General features: G+C 62.5%; 20 protein-coding genes and 4 pseudogenes. 13 read left to right on the top strand and 11 right to left on the bottom strand.

From position 1 onward, the window contains the following. The first annotated feature begins 3 nt into the window (after window positions 1-3). From ACGFK1_RS09360 to ACGFK1_RS09330, 7 genes are all read left to right on the top strand, one after another. Window positions 4-585 carry a site-specific integrase gene (locus tag ACGFK1_RS09360; protein ID WP_393427988.1) on the top strand — a complete coding sequence of 194 codons (582 nt, stop codon included), beginning with the start codon at window positions 4-6 and terminating at the stop codon, window positions 583-585. Between the two features lie 12 nt (window positions 586-597). Next, complete coding sequence (locus ACGFK1_RS09355) at window positions 598-1,032, top strand: hypothetical protein (RefSeq protein ID WP_393427987.1); 435 nt, start codon at window positions 598-600, stop codon at window positions 1,030-1,032. Continuing rightward, window positions 1,017-1,451 carry a hypothetical protein gene (locus ACGFK1_RS09350; protein WP_393427986.1) on the top strand — a complete coding sequence of 145 codons (435 nt, stop codon included), beginning with the start codon at window positions 1,017-1,019 and terminating at the stop codon, window positions 1,449-1,451. The genes ACGFK1_RS09355 and ACGFK1_RS09350 overlap by 16 nt, the downstream gene beginning before the upstream one ends. A gap of 122 nt (window positions 1,452-1,573) precedes the next feature. After that, complete coding sequence (locus tag ACGFK1_RS09345; RefSeq protein WP_393427985.1) at window positions 1,574-2,212, top strand: hypothetical protein; 639 nt, start codon at window positions 1,574-1,576, stop codon at window positions 2,210-2,212. Between the two features lie 475 nt (window positions 2,213-2,687). Then, window positions 2,688-3,179: a hypothetical protein gene (locus tag ACGFK1_RS09340; RefSeq protein ID WP_393427984.1), complete on the top strand. Its 492-nt coding sequence runs from the start codon at window positions 2,688-2,690 to the stop codon at window positions 3,177-3,179. A 140-nt stretch (window positions 3,180-3,319) separates the two neighbouring features. Then, window positions 3,320-3,577, top strand: a complete 258-nt coding sequence (locus ACGFK1_RS09335) for a hypothetical protein (protein ID WP_393427983.1) — start codon at window positions 3,320-3,322, stop codon at window positions 3,575-3,577. 238 nt (window positions 3,578-3,815) lie between these two features. Continuing rightward, on the top strand, window positions 3,816-4,127 hold the full coding sequence (locus tag ACGFK1_RS09330) for a hypothetical protein (RefSeq protein WP_393427982.1): 312 nt from the start codon (window positions 3,816-3,818) through the stop codon (window positions 4,125-4,127). A 389-nt stretch (window positions 4,128-4,516) separates the two neighbouring features. Here ACGFK1_RS09330 and ACGFK1_RS09325 read toward each other — a convergent pair whose 3' ends face one another. Then, complete coding sequence (locus ACGFK1_RS09325; protein WP_393427981.1) at window positions 4,517-4,915, bottom strand: hypothetical protein; 399 nt, start codon at window positions 4,913-4,915, stop codon at window positions 4,517-4,519. 116 nt (window positions 4,916-5,031) lie between these two features. Here ACGFK1_RS09325 and ACGFK1_RS09320 point away from each other — a divergent pair, with 116 nt between their 5' ends. Further along, window positions 5,032-5,451: a hypothetical protein gene (locus tag ACGFK1_RS09320; protein WP_393427980.1), complete on the top strand. Its 420-nt coding sequence runs from the start codon at window positions 5,032-5,034 to the stop codon at window positions 5,449-5,451. A 51-nt stretch (window positions 5,452-5,502) separates the two neighbouring features. Then, a complete protein-coding gene (locus ACGFK1_RS09315; protein ID WP_393427979.1) occupies window positions 5,503-5,871 on the top strand; it encodes a hypothetical protein in 369 nt (122 codons plus the stop codon). 469 nt (window positions 5,872-6,340) lie between these two features. On the opposite strand, the gene ACGFK1_RS09310 is transcribed toward ACGFK1_RS09315, so the two are convergent. Continuing rightward, a complete protein-coding gene (locus ACGFK1_RS09310; protein WP_393427978.1) occupies window positions 6,341-6,859 on the bottom strand; it encodes a DUF5994 family protein in 519 nt (172 codons plus the stop codon). A gap of 955 nt (window positions 6,860-7,814) precedes the next feature. On the opposite strand from ACGFK1_RS09310, the pseudogene ACGFK1_RS09305 reads away from it, so the two are divergent. Continuing rightward, a pseudogene (locus ACGFK1_RS09305) lies at window positions 7,815-9,001 on the top strand (N(5)-(carboxyethyl)ornithine synthase). A gap of 18 nt (window positions 9,002-9,019) precedes the next feature. On the opposite strand, the gene ACGFK1_RS09300 reads toward ACGFK1_RS09305, so the two are convergent. The 8 genes and pseudogenes from ACGFK1_RS09300 to ACGFK1_RS09265 all read right to left on the bottom strand — a co-directional run. Further along, entirely contained in the window at window positions 9,020-9,634 is a 615-nt protein-coding gene (locus ACGFK1_RS09300; RefSeq protein WP_393427977.1) for a hypothetical protein, read from the bottom strand. A 143-nt stretch (window positions 9,635-9,777) separates the two neighbouring features. Further along, entirely contained in the window at window positions 9,778-9,936 is a 159-nt protein-coding gene (locus ACGFK1_RS09295) for a DUF6307 family protein (RefSeq protein ID WP_393427976.1), read from the bottom strand. Between the two features lie 102 nt (window positions 9,937-10,038). Beyond that, window positions 10,039-10,434, bottom strand: a complete 396-nt coding sequence (locus ACGFK1_RS09290; protein ID WP_393427975.1) for a transglutaminase family protein — start codon at window positions 10,432-10,434, stop codon at window positions 10,039-10,041. A gap of 5 nt (window positions 10,435-10,439) precedes the next feature. Further along, complete coding sequence (locus ACGFK1_RS09285) at window positions 10,440-10,583, bottom strand: hypothetical protein (RefSeq protein WP_393427974.1); 144 nt, start codon at window positions 10,581-10,583, stop codon at window positions 10,440-10,442. Next, a complete protein-coding gene (locus ACGFK1_RS09280; RefSeq protein WP_393427973.1) occupies window positions 10,580-10,870 on the bottom strand; it encodes a DUF5994 family protein in 291 nt (96 codons plus the stop codon). The genes ACGFK1_RS09285 and ACGFK1_RS09280 overlap by 4 nt, the downstream gene beginning before the upstream one ends. Before the next feature lie 601 nt (window positions 10,871-11,471). Further along, on the bottom strand, window positions 11,472-11,990 hold the full coding sequence (locus ACGFK1_RS09275) for a DUF5994 family protein (RefSeq protein ID WP_393427972.1): 519 nt from the start codon (window positions 11,988-11,990) through the stop codon (window positions 11,472-11,474). A gap of 127 nt (window positions 11,991-12,117) precedes the next feature. Then, window positions 12,118-12,273 carry a hypothetical protein gene (locus tag ACGFK1_RS09270; RefSeq protein WP_393427971.1) on the bottom strand — a complete coding sequence of 52 codons (156 nt, stop codon included), beginning with the start codon at window positions 12,271-12,273 and terminating at the stop codon, window positions 12,118-12,120. Window positions 12,274-12,406: 133 nt separating this feature from the next. Then, a pseudogene (locus ACGFK1_RS09265) lies at window positions 12,407-12,590 on the bottom strand (cold shock domain-containing protein); the annotation flags it as partial. Window positions 12,591-12,893: 303 nt separating this feature from the next. On the opposite strand from ACGFK1_RS09265, the gene ACGFK1_RS09260 reads away from it, so the two are divergent. Beyond that, window positions 12,894-13,106 carry a nitroreductase/quinone reductase family protein gene (locus ACGFK1_RS09260; protein ID WP_393427970.1) on the top strand — a complete coding sequence of 71 codons (213 nt, stop codon included), beginning with the start codon at window positions 12,894-12,896 and terminating at the stop codon, window positions 13,104-13,106. Then, entirely contained in the window at window positions 13,085-13,516 is a 432-nt protein-coding gene (locus tag ACGFK1_RS09255; protein WP_393427969.1) for a hypothetical protein, read from the top strand. Before ACGFK1_RS09260 ends, ACGFK1_RS09255 begins: the two co-directional genes overlap by 22 nt. Window positions 13,517-15,079: 1,563 nt before the next feature. Here the strand turns inward: ACGFK1_RS09255 and ACGFK1_RS09250 are convergent. Then, window positions 15,080-15,554, bottom strand: a pseudogene (locus ACGFK1_RS09250) (TetR/AcrR family transcriptional regulator C-terminal domain-containing protein); the annotation flags it as partial. On the opposite strand from ACGFK1_RS09250, the pseudogene ACGFK1_RS09245 reads away from it, so the two are divergent. Further along, window positions 15,554-16,439 (top strand): annotated as a pseudogene (locus ACGFK1_RS09245) (SPFH domain-containing protein). The pseudogenes ACGFK1_RS09250 and ACGFK1_RS09245 sit on opposite strands and share 1 nt — an antisense overlap. The last annotated feature ends 11 nt before the right edge of the window (window positions 16,440-16,450 follow it).

Raw genomic sequence — 16,450 nt, 5'->3', positions numbered from 1 at the left:
TCCATGACTGCTGGTGGTTGGTGTGTGCATCGGTTCGACTCACAGCGGTCATGGGATGCGCTTCTCGACGCCGTGGTACAGCACGAATCTGACGTGGCGGCGCGGGCACAACGGCTGGGTGTGCAGGATGGACAACGGTTCGTGTTGGACTCCAATGGGTTTCCCGACTCTCGCGTGAATTCCTTTCTGGCGTCGGCCAGGATGCGGAACTTGGCCGAGACTACGCAGCGCGATTATGGGCATTCGTTGGCGTTGTGGTTGAACTTCTTGGAAACGCGCGGCACGCCGTGGTGGAATGCTTCGATCGAGGATGCTGAGGAGTTCCAGTTCTGGCGACTAACCGATCCAGCCAACGCGTCAACGGTGGGGACGTCGGCGTTTTCCAAAGATGTGGCCGCCTGCAAGAAGTACTACCGGTGGGGATCGGCGAGGTTTGAAGCCGTTGTAGATGCGTTCGATCAGGTGGGATTTCCGAGCGCCAAACGGGAAGCGGGTGTGAAATGGTTGGACTCGGCAGCGATCACCCGGTGGCGCGATGTAGGCGTGCGGGGCAGGACGCTTGCAGGTCGTCGCGATCAGACGTGAGAAGGCCGAAATGTGCAGCGCGACAGCGCCTTTGTCGACGGTCTGTACGGGACCGGGTTGCGGTTGAGCGAGTGGGCCAGTGTGGTGCTACCCGAGCTCGGAGTGCTTCAGTCCGGCCGCAGCTTCTATACCTGCCATCTTGCCGATGCTTGCGCAAAGGGCGGCTACGGGCACCCGTTTTGGATGCCCCGGCTCGCGTTGAGTTCCGTGTGGGCCTACGTGGAAGGTGCGCGGGCTCGGGCGGTGCGCGTAGCGCAGGCCGTCGGCCGTTATGACGATGTGGTGGGGTGGCACGTCGTTGGTGAGGATGTCGACGGCCTGTCGGTGTGGCTTCCCGATGAGACTGCTGGACGGGTGCGCCGACGGTGGAACGTGGTGGGTCCTGGGATGCGGCGCAGGCTTTCCGGCGCACCGCTTCGGGTGCGGAGCCATTGGCGCTGTGGCTGAACGAGGATGGCATGCCACGTCAGGCGCATGGCTGGCATCACACCTTTGACGCCGGCAACCGGCGCACCGCCGCACTGGGTTTACCTGACTTCAGCTGCACGCCGCATATGCGCCGGCATTCCTTTGCGTTGAAATGGTTTGCGATCGCCAAACTGGTGAACTCGGCACGGATTGGCCACTTGAGTTCGCAGGAAGCTGAGGACTTTCGCGCCCAGTTCGGCGATACCTGGCATCTGGTGCAAACGATGCTGGGGCATGCGCGGGTGGAGACGACGAAGAACGTGTATTTGGAGCCCTTCCGCCAACTCGACGTCGAAATCCTGCTGGCCCACGCAGAAGGGTTCCCCCTCGCGGAGTTCATGACCCAGGCCTACGCCGAGCACCCAAAGGTGGTCGATGACCCGGCGGTCGTGCGGTGAGCCGCCGGGGACGCTCCGCGGCATTACCCGACACCGGGGCCGCGACGGATCGCGGACTACTGGCGGGAACGCTCATCGTTCGCTGCTTTGCCCAAAAGGGAAGCGCAGTACAGGATTTCGATTTGTCTGGCCTGGCGGCGGCTCCTGACGTTCAACGGGGGTTGGCGATCGCGTTCGCCCGCCCCACCGCCCCCGGCGCCGGGTTGAATGCGCTGGAGTCGATGCGGTCTAGTTTCCGGGTGGCGCGGCAGTTCACGCAGTACCTCGCGACGGTGTCGTGCCCGCCGGTGATGTTGAGCGATGTCACACCCGACCACATCGACGGGTTCCAGGCGTACCGCAACCACGTCCCCCATATGCCGATGGAGCTGGGCACCCTCAAGGCTCTGTTGCTGTGTTCCGCGGATTTGCCCGAGTCGTTGATAGCCAAGCTTCACGAAGCCAATCCGCGCTATGTTTCCGGCGCTGATCCGAAGACGAGCTACAGCCGCGCGGAGTTCAAACGCATCGGCGATGCCGCTCGGGCGGATCTGCGCACCGCCGCTGCACAGATTCGCGCCAACCGCGCATTGCTGGCGCGCTACCGCGCCGGCGAGGTGGCCGATCCGGATCGGCGGTTGGAACTGCTGGACTTCGCCGACCGCCACGGTGATGTCCCGCGCAATGACTCCAAGTCGAATCCAGGAACCACAACATCGAGTCCTGGGTGCAACGCGGCCGATTCGGCGGGGTTATGGAGATCGTCAGCTGGCTGCATCTGACCGGTCTGGAGGCGACCGCGGCGGCGACCCTGTTGGCGGTGATGACCGGTGAAACATAAGTGTCATCCTGGATGCGCCTGCGGCGCATCACCGCGCCGACGGACACACCGGCGGGGCGGCGACAGCGATCCTGGACACCTGCAAACCGCGGCGGGGCAAGAGCGCCTACATGAACCTTGCGGTGGCCGAGGTGCCCGACTGGATCAGCATTCCCCGACGCCCCGAGCGACTCTCACGTAGGGACGAGCTGCATACGCCGTTCGGTGCCTACGCCCTGATACTCGAGCTGACCGCGGGCTCGCGCGAAGTCGCCGGCAGCGATCGGCTGCTGATCGGATATCACCCAACCGGCGGACACCGCGGGTGGCCCCGCGGGCTACGAATTCCGCGGGGAACCTACTGTTTTCGCGCCTGGGCTCACCCACACAACCTTCCATCAGACCTAGTCGACGCATCGGGGCCACGGCCGTTGAATGTGCTGCCGGGCCTTATCCGGCTCACCTACCTCGAGCTGCACCAAAAACCGGTCGCGCACACCGAAACCACGCTTGTGAACGACTATCTGGGACGCAACCGAGGCAATTTCGCCGCCTACCGCGAGGTGGTAGCCGCCGCCCTGGGCGAGCAGGTCGATAAGGCCCGCGCCCGCGGTGTTATGGACGTGGTGACCAAGGCCGAGGTCGAGCGGGCCGGCACCGACGCGGAGGCGATCGCCGCCGAGCATCAGGTTGACGCCGCGACCCTGCAACGCATGCTGGACGGCGACCTCGATACCGTCATGAACGCCTGCGTCGACAACGGCAACAGTCCGCATGCACCGGCCGGTGAACCGTGTCGGGCCTCGTTTATGACGTGTTTGGACTGCCCCTGCGCGCGGGCGTTGCCCCGCCACCTGCCCATCCAGGCGCTGCTACATGATCGGTTAGCGGACGGCAAGGCGCAGATGTCCCCGGTGACCTGGGCATAGCGCTTCGCCCTGCCACACGCTCAACTGACCGATCTGCTAGCGCGACATGATCCGATCGATGTGGCCGATGCCCGCGCAACCGCCACGTATACCGACCGCGCGTTGGTGACACGGTTTGTCAATCGTGAACTGGATCTGCGGTGAGCGCTGTTGCGCCGGCCGACTATTGGCCAGAAGGTCCACCGGCGGGAGTGGAATGGCCAGAGTCGGGCACGCCGGTGTTGGTGCGCCGTGAGCTGGTGCCGGGAACCGACGCGGCCACGCTGTGCTGTTTCGGTGAGGATCGCTGGCGACTCAGTGAGGCAGTCTTCGAACAACACGAAACTGCGGTCAGTGTGAACTTCACCGCGATCCCGCGGCGCTGCGGCTGGCAGCCAAACACTATGTATGGCAACTGATTAACCACGACGCTCCGACGCCACCGTATCGGGTGACCACCGAGCGGGCCGCAATCAGGACCATCCTCACGGGGTGGCCGGCAATCAAAGACTTCGTGCTCTGGCTCCACGGCCACCAAGTCACACAGTTCTCGCAGGTTACCCATGAACTTCTGGATGACTACCTCAGTCACGTTGGCGCCCAAGACATCACACTGGAGGCGAAGTTTCGCCGAGCCCTCGAGGTGCGACGGCTGTGGTGTTATCGCAGCATCCTACCCGAGCCGATCCTGCTGCCGGTGTTGCCGCCGCGGGTGGGGACCCGGCCGGAGAGTTGTTCGGCCGCATCCGGGCGCAACGCGAAAACCGCACACCACGGATCGCGGAGGCGACAATGCAGGCGCTGCTGTCATGGTCGCTGCGGTTCGTGGAGCACTTCGCAGATGACATTTTGGCCGCCCACACCGAATACCTCAGGTTGAAAAGCCGAACACCGGAAGGGCGGCGCCGGCGGGGGCCCGTCCCGCATCGCCCCCCGCACGGAACCATCGAGCAGGAGATCCGTTCCTAACTCACACATCTGCGCCACAGCGGTGGTTCACTGCCTGGCAAGCGCGGCGCCGACGGGCACATCCAGGCGGACTGGCGCCACGTTGGCAAGATCCTGGACCGTGCGTTTACGCCGAAGACATCGATCTCGCCGTGGGGCGGTTGCTGCTGGCGTCAGGGCTGCCGGTCGCCGATGGCGCCTACCTCGACACCCCGATCACCGCCCACCTCGACGGCCGCCCATGGCACGATGGGCCGATTCCCTATCAGCAAGCCAGATTCCTCGCCCGCCACCTGAGCACTGCGTGCGTGGTAGTCATCGCCTATTTGTCAGGGGCCCGGCCCCGTGAGGTGCTGAACCTACGCCGGGGATGCATTGAGCACGACATCGCCACGGACATGTGGCTCATGTCAGGGGTGTACTTCAAGAATGCGGTCGATGGGAACGGAAACAAAATCCCGGCCGGTGCGCAGCGCCGTGACCCGTAGATTGTCGTGAAACCCGTGGCCGACGCCGTGAAAGTGCTGGAGCGGCTGCACAATCAAGACTTGTTGTTTCCGGCCAAGATTGAACCATATCGACATCGGCCCGGACGTGTCACACGGAGTGGACAGGCCCGAACCGACACCGGTGATGATCTGGGCGTGTTCGTCGGCTGGGTCAACGACTACTGCGCGCTGCGTGGACTGCCAATGATCCCACCAGATCCTCGTGGCCGGCTGAACATTTCGCGGTTCCGGCGCACCCTGGCGTGGTTCATTCGGCGCCGCCCGCGCGGTTTGGTCGCCGGCGCGATCCAATACGGTCACGTGCATACTCGGCTGATTCAGGGCTACGCCGGCGACTACAATCGGGGTTCCCCGACGAATACGCCTGCGAAGACTTCCTGGCGCGGCTGGATGAGCTGGCCGCTGACGAGCGCGCCTTGGCCGCCGGTGAGCATGTGTCGGGCCCAGCAGCGGACACGTACCGCAGTCGGATAGGTGCAGCCACGGGACATTTCGCCGGCCATGTGCCGACCGCCGGCAAGCAAGCTCGCGACTTGCTGGGCAACCCGCTTCTGCAGATCTTTCACGGAGAGGGTATGACATGCGTGTTTGAACCCGCCCACGCGCTATGCCAAATCCAGGGCAGCGCCGGTGATCCGATGGTCACTCCCGATATCGACGACTGCCGGCCACGTTGCCGCAACATCGCGCACACCGACCGCGATCTCGTCACGATCAGCGCCCGCCGCGATGAGCTCAAGGAGATCGTCAGCGACACACTGGCGCCGCCGATCAGGCGCCACCGCGAGCAACAGGAACTAAACCGCCTCAACATCATCCTGGAGAAGCATCAGTGAAAAACTTCTGCCGCACAGGATGACCCGATCCGATACCAGATAACCGCCGCTATGGACCGGTTGCTCGCCGGTGCGCCGCTGCGCTCCACGGGACGCCTGAGCATTTCACAACTAGCTTTCGAGGCCGGTGTGGCCCGCTGGCACCTCACCCACCAGCACACCGACCTCAAGGAGCTGTTCCAAGCGAAAGTCGGCAACGCCGACGGCGCGCCCGCGGCGTTCGCACGCCGACTTAACGACTACGAGAGACTCAAAGCCGATCACACGAAACTACTGGCGCACTGCGCTGAAATCGAAGAATGCCTGCAGATGTATGCCAGCGTGATCAACCTGCTCGCACTAGAAAAGCGTGCCGATTCAGGCAGGGCCGTGGTTATCGACATCAGAACACGTCGCGTGCCTACAGTTCCTGGAGAGTAACCGCCTTGGGCATCTCATCGATACCGGTCAGGCGTTACCTGTAGGTCAGATCAGGGTGTATCCGACTGTTGCCGACGATCACGCTTCCGGCGAATTCATTGATAGCCATAGTCCTATCTGTAGCGGTGTATCCGATTCATTTGAGCTGGCCGCCCTCGGCGGTGACATCGGGCAGGCCGAACAGCGCGCCGACGGCGAAGACGCCGGTTGCCAGGTAGATCGGGCCGAGGTGGCCCAGGGTGTACAGCCGCGGGGGCTCTGCAGTTTAACCCGGGACAGACCGCCTCACCCCCACCGGTCCTCCAACCAGGAACGGTCGCTCCGCCGTCGACTTCGCGCCCCGTGCGCCCACCGGCTCCCTGGGATGGCCCGAGTTAGGCGCCCACCGCTCGAGCGGTCGGATGGGCAACGAAACACTGCTCGTCTTCCTTCGCGTGGCGTCCGCCATCGCGCAGTGTCACGGTAACTGCTATTTTGCAAACCTCCGGACGCGCCGGTGAAATGTCGGGTGATAACGGGTGTTGAGAGCTTCTTGGTCCGGCGCGCCGATCGCGAGCAGGTCGGCAACCATCGAAGCGTTGTTGGGCGCGGCCGCGGTCATCATCGCCTCGTGTGCCATCTCCGGGTCAGTGTTCGGAGGCACCACCAGCAAGACAATCCTGTTGCCGTTGAGCCCGAGAACCTCGATGGTGTTGGTCGGCTGCCGTCGGTATCCGTCGAGACGTACCCGTCGCCCGCCAGTCGCGAGTTTCCTTGATGGAACGGCCCATTCATTGAGGTTGTACATCACGCGGTCAATGCGCCCGAGCCGAACCGACAGCACCGCCAGCAGATCTGGCAGCTCCGCGGCGAGGTCGTCACTATGCGGCCACCATGCGCCGTCGAAGTGCCCGGTCGTCGGCGCCTTGGGCTTTAAGCGCAATCGCGGCGTGTGTTCTGGCCGTGTGTTGTGCCGCCCGACGGCGGCGCGATCTTGTATCAGCGTCATAGTGACGCTCCTGTCTTGACCGCGAACCGGCCAGATCCCACAAATCGACGACGACACAACCTTGAACGGTCATATGACGAAATATCGCCGATATACCTTTAGTCTACTCGGGGTGTCCAGCTCCGAGCCCCTCCCGTAGAGCAAGCGGCGGCACCACCAACGTTATCCGCTCGAAATCGCTGGAACATGGGCGCTTCCAGTCCCACGCAGCCGTTGGATCCGGTTCCCAACGGTTGGCTGGATGCCCTAGGCGGCAGCGGCCGGCCGGCCAGATCCGGCGCTGCGCACCGGACATGGTCCGCTGTTTCGCCATCGCGGGGAAGCTCCGTTCGGCTTGCAGAACAACCTCGTCGCACATTGCCTCTATGCGCGAAAATTGTTGACAGGCCTACGAATCAGGCGTGTACTGGAGGTCTATTAGCGAAGAGACCTCGAATGCTCGTCATCGTCGAATTGACTGTCCTGTTTATGGCAATCGTGGGCGTGTTGAGCTACGCAGGGGCGACGCACCCGCTGACCGATTCTCCGTGTTCGGCCTTCAGCCCGCAGGGGCGAGCCGCACGTTGTTCCTCTTTGGGATCGCGGTCGGCGCGGTGACGTCGCTCGGACTTCGGCTACTGCTGACGGATCTGTGGCCGGCCGCGAGTCGCGCCGCCAATGCCCGCCGTGCGGTCGCCCGCATTTACCGCCAAGCGGCCTTCATCAACCAAGACCACGACACCAGGCTCGAACATCAAGCGCGAGCCGACTGGGCCCCGGGCCAGCGGTCACGCCGGACCGGGAGCGATCTGCCGACACAATAGCCACTCGGTGGTGCGGCCGATAGCGCCCGCCGATCAACAAAGCACTCAACACACTGCCCCAACCCAAGGGGTGACATGTGTACCAACACAACCGTTTTGAGCATCATAACAACACCGCGGCTCTTCGGCATGCTGTGGAAGCGGCATGTCCTATGACAAGTCACGCTGAGGCGCAACAGTTTTCGCTGGGGGCGCTGGCTCGTTCGCGCAAGCCGAACGAGCGGAGGTTGCCGATCCACCCGGCGCATTTCACTAGGATCGATCGGCGGGTCCGGCGGCAGATCTTTCTCGAGTATGGCTACGGCTCGGACTTTGGCGCGACGGACGACGCGTTGGCCCCGCTCGTCGGTGGAATCGGTTCTCGGGAACGGTTCATCGCCGAATGTGACATCATTCCTTTGCCCAAGGTCCAGGCCGAGGATCTATCGGAACTCAATGTGGGACAGGTCGTCTGGGGCTGGCCGCATTGCGTCCAAGATCTTGCGCTGACCCAGGTCGCCGTCGATCGGCGGCTGACGTTGATCGCCTTCGAGGCGATGAACCACTGGCAGGCCGACGGCGGATTCGGGCTGTACGTCTTTTACAAGAACAACGAGCTCGCCGGGTACTGCTCGGTCCTGCACGCCATGCAACTGGTCGGCATCACCGGCAGCTACGGTCGGCGTCTGCGCGCTTCGGTCATCGGGTTCGGCGCGACCGCCCGTGGCGCGGTCACCGCGTTGAACGCCCACGGCGTTGACGATGTGCGCGTGCTGACCAATCGCGAGGTGGCCGCCGTTGGTTCGCCGATTCACTCGACCCAGATCGTCCAGATGGGCACGACGCGGAGACGCCCGACCGGACTTGGGCGGACACGCCGGACGACGGTGTGATGCCGGTGGCCCGCTTTCTCGCCGACAACGACATCGTCGTCAACTGCGTTCTGCAGGATCCCGCCGCGCCCCTGATCTTCGTGACCGAGAAGGACCTTGCCGCCTTCACTGCGGGAAGCCTCATCGTCGACGTGTCCTGTGATGTGGGCATGGGTTTCAGCTGGGCGCAGCCGACCTCGTTCACTCAGCCGCTCGTCGAGGTGGCGAACGGCGTGCATTACTACGCCGTGGACCACAGCCCGTCCTACCTGTGGAACTCGGCGACCCGGGAGATCAGCGAGGCGTTGTTGCCGCACATCGAAACAGTGCTGGCCGGTCCGCAGATGTGGAACTCGACCCCGACGATCTCCCGGGCCATCGAGATCCGCGACGGTGTCGTTCTCAACCCGAGCATCCTGTCGTTTCAGCACCGGGAGGATGCCTACCCATACAGTGTCCGCATTGACTCGACCGAGCAGTCGCAATAACTACGGCGAGGCAGCGATTCACGTCCTCCGCTGCGCGCCGCCCTCGGAGTCCCATGCCGACTGGGCCGCAGCCATTTCCTCTCGCCGAGCCCTGCGGCGCACTCCCGCCCGGAGTACGTCCTTGACTGTCATTGAAATGTCAGGGGCCGCCGAGGTCGACCCGCCCATCTCGGCATGGTTGCCGATGACACGTGCGGTGATGTGCGTCATGGCTGTCCCGCTATCTGCCTGCATTGGCGGGCGACTGGTTGAGTTCGAAATGGCTGGTGTCGGTCGCCGAATGGTGGCGCGCCTAAGCCGACGGTTATTCATCGGTTCGCGTGCCGACTTCTCGTGTTCAAGTTGCCGAATCAGCTCGCGCTTAGCCTCAGTGAGGGCGCGGGTGATGTCCGGGTTCTCAGCGACAGCTATCAGCTGCGGAAGGCCGGGCAGCGTAGTACGCAGTGTGACGCGTTGCTCCTTGCCGCCGCGGTCCTGCAAGGTCACTTCGACGTCCAGGTCACGCGTATCCCACCTGCCTAGATGGAGCGCGAGCGTGGATAACGCCGGCAACACGCGCGGACGTTCCTTCGCTGCGAATCCCGCACCGACGTGGATCACGTTCTCGCGAAAGATGTTTCGTTGTTTGTTCACAGACCTTCTCATCATCGTCTCGATTCGGGCGCCCTGAATGGACCCATTGATTGGGTGGTGCGCGCAATCCCAGCGCGATCAGGGGCGCGGTTGGCGTGAATTCCCGGTTCTCGGGAATGGGACAAGAAGCGCCGGGGCGTTGTTCAGCGAATCTTTTCGGGGATCGAATTGATCGCATGCAAGACGTGCACGGCCAGCTCGCTTGCCGCCTTGTCGCCAAGCTTCGAGTGAGCCGTGATGGTGTCCTTGACCAGTTCAAGACGGAGGTCGTAGGGCGTACGGGACGTTGTTGGCGAATTCATCGAATTTCCTTTTCAATCGGACATTTTCGCTCGGGTCCGAGCCGCCCGATACCTGTCACGGTACGCTTTTTTCGGTCGCCGCGTTTGACGACGGACAACTGCTCAACCGATCGACACCAGTTGGTCGATCGAATCCCTAGGAAGCTCGCCGTGGACGATCGCCGTCACCTCCACCTTGGTGAGCGTGATCGCACCCTTGTGGTTGTCGAGGAAGGCGATGTCTGCGGCGTCACGGCCGGTGGCGATCCCGCACCAGCGTTTGCCGCGGCGCGCCAACAACGTCCCATCAACCACCCGCCACTGCCCGTCAACGAATGCCTCGGCCACCGCGTGGAAGTCATCGGAGACAGTCCCGGCGCGTATACCAAGACGACCCGGGCCGGAACGTTCACGGCCCGCAACAACGCCACCACAAAGATGCGCGAAGTCGCGGCAGACACCTGCACCGGCAAGGAGGGTGTCGACCGCGCCGTCGATCGGGTCGCTGGATCCTGGCACGTAGTTCAGCCGGGCCCCGACCCACGAGGACACACCTTTGCCAACAACGTCGTCGAATCGAGATAGCTACCGAATTCCGTTGCAGCGAAACCGAAGAACTTGTCCGCCTCGGCGTAGCGGCTCGGCCGCAGGTACATCGACAAGGTCATGCTTGGTCACCGCGCAGGCGCCTGCCCGCCGCGTAACGCATCACGGTGGTGGCCAGCGCGTGCGGTGTCATGTGCTCTATGACAAGGAGATTCGCGCAACCCTGACCGCCGGCGACCACCGTCAGCCGATGACGTCTGCGTTGGTCGCCCTGCTTCCACCGAGCGCCAGTAACGATCGAGCTGAAGTCCACCGCCGCCTCGGTGACAGACCAGTTGATGCAGATATCGACGATCTCGCCCAGTGGCCGGTGCAAGATCTCGATGAGGTCCGGCAATTCACGTGCCACCACACCGGGGCCACCACGCGCCGTCGATATCGGCCCAACTGCTGTGCAAAAGCGAGCATGACGGGTCGAGCGCGGCGCCGCTGCCCGGGTCAAGCCATTCAACGACGGCGGCGTGGCAGCGCAGGATCAGCTCTCGGGGGCGTCGGAGAAGGTAGGAAGTTGCACCGGTTCCGTGGCGCGGTCAGCGTTGGACACGACCTCGGGCTCGTAGGGATGCGAAAACAAATGGGGATGTGAAAACAAATCAGACGATTCCATGCAGTGGTCCTCAAGTTGGTTCAGAAGATCGATTCGTGAGCGGCTCGTCTACACATCGACATCTACGGTGGCATCGCTAACGAGAACGGCCTAACCACCAATCTACGCCCAAGTGCCAGACAAGCCGGCAGCCCATAGCCGGCGGCATTGATCAACCCCAGAAACCGCGCCTCTTGACCCTCTTTTGGTCGCCTTCTACACCGGTCCACTCGCCGGAGGCGTAGCTGTATGTCTGCCTGGCGCCGCCCCGGAGGACGTCGAGCGTGCAGCAGTGTCCTCGAGGTACACGTCACCGAACCGCATGTAGTGGGCGGTTCCGCCGTCGGGAGTGTCACGGTGACAGTCATGCCCGGAATCTCCGGACGCGTCGGTGAAATGCCGGTCGATAACACGCTTTCGGCGGTTCTTCGGCGCCGTCGCCGGTCCCGAGCATGTCGCCGACCGTCGACGCGTTGTCCGGCGCGGCCGCAGTCATCATCGCCTCGTGTGCAATGTCCGGATCGGTGCCCGGAGGCACCACCAGCAGAAGGATCCTCTCGCGACCTACCCCGGGCACTTCGAGGGTGTTGGCTGGTTGCCGGCTGAACCCGTCGAGTCGAACCGGTCGTCCACCCGTTATCAGCCGTGCGGGCCCCTTCACCCATTCCGAAAGGTTGTACATCACCCGCTCCACGGACCCCAGGCGCACCGACAGCACGGCCAATAGATCTGGTAGCTCACTCGTCAGGTCATCACATCGCGGCCACCATGCCCCGTCGACGTGCCCGGTCATCCGCGCCTTGGGCTTCAGACGCAGCCGCGGGGTATTCGTCGGTCCTGTGCCGTGGCCGCCGGAAACGGGGCGGCCCACGTGTCCTGTCATAGCGACGATCCCGTCTTGATCGCGAAACGGCCGGTTCAATTCGAATCGGCGGCGACGCGATCTCAGATGGTCGCGCGCGAGAGACACCGACTGTTTGCAGATCACGTCCCGAACGGGGCGCAAAGTCTTAGTTAAAGGTGTTGTGTCTCAATGCTCCCGGGATGTAAAGCACGTCGATACTCGACGAGGCGCCAACAGCCTTGGCGCGCTTGGCTGCCCGCTTGCCTTTCAAGGATTTACCGGACTTCTTGGCCATCGCCTGCCAGCGAGATTTATCAGCCATACCGACCCCTTGACATTGAGGGCTTGGACGGTCCCGATACCTTGATGCTACGCATCGCCGGGTCTGGCCGGGCACCCACCAACGCACTATGGTCTGGCGGAACAACCCACCAGCCCACATGAGGTAGAGCTCGCTAGACGACAGTTACCGCGACTGCCGGCAGACCCTTAGGCCCTTGCTCGACAGGGAACTCAACTCGCTGGTCGTCCGCGAGCGATTTGTAACCGCTCCCTGGATTTCCGAGTAGCGAACGAACACATGTTCCGCGCCGCCACCTGGGGCGATAAAACCGAAGCCCTTTCGCTGTTAAACCATTTCGTTCAAAGTTGAGCCGGAAAGATCTACGGCAAATTCCCTCCAACCCAGGCCATCAGTTCCCTGTGCCATACCTTCAACTTCTTTCATACTGACCGGATGCCGACGGGCATCCCGGGCCGCCACGACTGGGCAGCGCCCGGCGGCTTCATCCTCGGACGCCTCCACCGTGCGTCCACCGGCGTCGCCCTCAAGCTCGGCGCCTCCCGCACCTTTGCGCAAGCAGGAAAAGCCAAAACGGTTACGCACAATGACCCAACGAACCCTTCGCCGGCACCTGCACGCCAGCGCCATTCACACCACATATGGCAGGAACGGCATGGCTAGCAACTATCTCGCGGCGGTCCTCTCGCGTGAGGTCGCCGCCCCGCGCGAACACCAGGTCACCTAACCTCCACGATGGGCGTGATGCGGTTGCGATCGCCTCGAATTACGGCGGACCGAAACACCCGCAGTGGTACCGTAACAAGAGACTTATTTCAGAAAGGTTTTCACGGTGGGGTGGGACGACGAGATAAAAGCGGAACAACGCGCAGCATCCGACCAGACAGCAGAGCTTCAACAACGACGCATAGCGTCATGCAGAAGGTATGCGGATGTGATTGATAAGGCGGCACCCGAGATTGCGCGCACTTGTCGGAAATTGGGTGTCCAAAGCGAAGGCATTAAATGGCTTATAGAACCGAAGCAATGGGTATTTGAGATTGGACCGGGGGCTCATTTCACAATTAGGTCGACGGGGAAGTGGTATTTCAGTGACGCGACCGCGCAACGGTTACACGAAAAAGTTGACAAGTACTACTACTGGGAAAATTGCGAAACACGCGACGACCAAAGAATTATCGAAGATTTAAAGGCACAGGTTGAGAAAAAAGCAATGCCTCGCCAGCCAATTGTATATAAACAACACTGGCGGTTGGTGCATTGATTGCACGGATCGGCGAGCTGGAGGGGGCTATTTCTGCGCATGGTTTCACGTCGACGTCGAGGCGCGGTCTTGTGCGTGTGCACCTGGGGCGTAGTTGAGGTGCGTCAGAGCCGGGTGGCGTTGGCACGGGTGCTGTCTGACATTGGGATGGTGACGTTTCAAAGAACCCGGGTGAAGCACAAGGCCGCTGATAGGCGTGGTCGACTCGTCAGGGCCAAAGTGTTTCCGGATCGCGGGTGACCAGCTCGTACCCGAGGACACGCTGTCGGATCTGTCTGCGGTCTTAAGTCGGCCGTCGCTGATTATGCCGCGGCGGTGGCGAGGGGTTCGGCGGCCGCGTTTGCAGTGATCACTGCGTCGCACCCTGCGCCTGCCGCCGCGTCGATGAGCTGGGATGCCGTGCCCCATGATCCCAGCGTCGGCGCTGCACAGCCGCCGCCGTTCATCGGACCCGCACGGGCGTGGGATGCCGGAAACGACGGACGCTTTGTACTTGAACCGCTGTTCGCGACGGTACCGCGGCTCCTTGCCAATGGCGGCGCGCTGCTGGTCGTGCAATCAGAGTTTGCAGGACCGCGTTCGACACTGGCTGCGCTGACCAGCGCCGGGCTGGACGCTGAAGTTGTTGCTTACCAATGGTTGTGGAAAAAGCGCACGAGATGCGTCAGGTCGGGATCGGGAAGACGGTGCGCAGTCCTCGTTTCGGGGATCGCTTTGGCACTCCGGTTGAGCTCACCCACGAGATGGTGACCACGAAGTGGCGGCGGAGATCGCGCCACTGATCGATGTAATCAGTGCGCGTATACAAACCCCGGGCATTGACACGCTCCTGCGTGGTTGCCCACAACCCGTATTCCGGGGTTCCGTCGGTGCGCGTATTCTCCGACGACACCATCGTCCCTGAAGATTACTTGCGGGCGGGAGCGGATCGCTTGTCAGGTCGGCGAGGTGCCAGCCCCGAGTCAATCGGAATGACTCTGGCGTTCATTTCCCGAATAAGTTGCTCCACGCTCTCCTGATGGTTTGCGTATGAGCCAAGTTCCCGCGATGGCCCCAGTGGATGCTGTATTGAATACCAAAAATTGTTGATCCGACTGTTCATTTTTTCCTACTTCTAGTAGAAGTTCATCATAGCACGATTAAGCCCACTGACCTGCGATTATCTGCCAGCAAATCGGTAACGCCGTACAAAGGGCGCGCCATGGGCGGCGCGGGCTGAGGGCTAAGAGAATCTCCTCGAGCATCGACGGTCACTGATTGGCCGCAGCAGTTGCGTTGCCCGACCTTCGTGCGAGCGTGTACCAGCGTCATGTGACGCTCCTGACTTGACCGCGAACCGGCCACATCCTACGAATCGGCAATGACACAACCTTGAACGATCAAGTTACGAAATACCGCCGAATACGTCCAGCATACTCGGTTTGTCCAGCATGGAGTCATGCGGTGGAACACCTCGAGCGGGATCGACAGTTCCCCGCTCTAAATTATTGGGACACAGACGCTTCCAACTCGGCGTGACCTTCATAGCACCCACAGCGCCGTCCCGTCCCCTCCGTTGCCGCATCAGGATCGCGACGGCCCATCCGTTGGCTTCAGCGTGGCCGTCAGACCGGAGAGCAGAAGATCGAGGCCGCGGTCGAGCTCAGCGGCGCCGCCGTAGTTAGCCAGGGCCGACGCAAGCGCACGCACCTGCGGGAACTCGGTCACCGTCAGCCGGTACAGCCCTAGGCGCACGACATCGTCGGTCTCCTCGGGTCGCTCGATGACCTCCTGCAACTCGTTAAGGCTGTGGCCATGCAGGTACCCGAAGAGCACCCGGTTGATATGCAGAGCGTCTACCCCGCTGAAGCCGGCGCACATAAGCAGCGTGAGTACGTCTCCAGCGGCCGCAGCATGCCTAGCGGCCGCCGACCCAATGGCGTGGCAAGTGGTCGAGTCACCCACAGCGGCACCACGTTTGGGCCGCGAGGGCGAGACGTCGGAAGTCGTGGGCCACAACACGCAGCTGACCCGTCCAGTCCGGATACGCAATGTCTACTGAACGCTCTGATCGTCACTCTAGTAGTGCTCGCCATTGTCGCCCTGATCGCGTTGTCGCTGTCCGTGAAGGTCGTGACGCAATACCAAAGGGGTGTCTTGTTCCGGCTCGGCAAAGTGTGGGTGTCAAGGAGCCGGGCCCTGGCACTGATCATTCCGGCAATCGCCCGGCTCCTGCGGGTGTCGCTGCGGATCGCGCGATGCGATCCAGTCTCAGGGCATCATCACCCGCGACAACGTCAGCGTCGACATCTCCGCAGTCGCGTACTTTCGCGTGTTCGACGCAGTGAAATCGGTGATAGCCATCGAGAACGTCGACTCCGCTATCAACCAGATCGCCCAACCGACGCTGTGCAAGGTGGTCGGTCAACACACCCCTTGATGAGGCGCCGTCCGGAACTGACGTCATCAACGCCAGCCCCCAGCAGATCCTCGACGTGGCTACCCTCGAGTGGGTGTCGAAGTGAACCTCGTCGAGCTGAAAGATATTCAGATACCCGACAGCATGAAACGCGCGATGGCCCCGCAAGCCGAGGCCGAGCGGGAGAAGCGCGCCAAAACTATTGCCGCCAAAGGCGAATCGATGGCCGCCGCAGCTCTTGGGGAAGCGTCCGATGCGATGATGGCGCACCCGCTCGCCTTGCAATTGCGGAATTTGCAGACGCTGGCTGAGCTGGGAGTGGAGAACAACACCACAGTGGTCTTCCCGGCGCCGATGACGAGTGCAATCGGCGAAATGAGCAGCTTCCTCTCGCGGGAAACCGCTGTCATGCAGGGGATCACGCCACCGCCGGCCGACGTGGCAACCAGCCGCGGGTCCGCGAACAGTGCGGCGAACCAGGGCACGCGGGCGTCTGAGCGCTCTCCGCGAGTCGGCAGTTCGTGAGGCCATTACGC

This window comes from Mycobacterium sp. NPDC048908, from assembly GCF_043197955.1.
GTDB lineage: Bacteria > Actinomycetota > Actinomycetes > Mycobacteriales > Mycobacteriaceae > Mycobacterium.
This window is presented reverse-complemented; position numbering and strand designations above follow the sequence as displayed.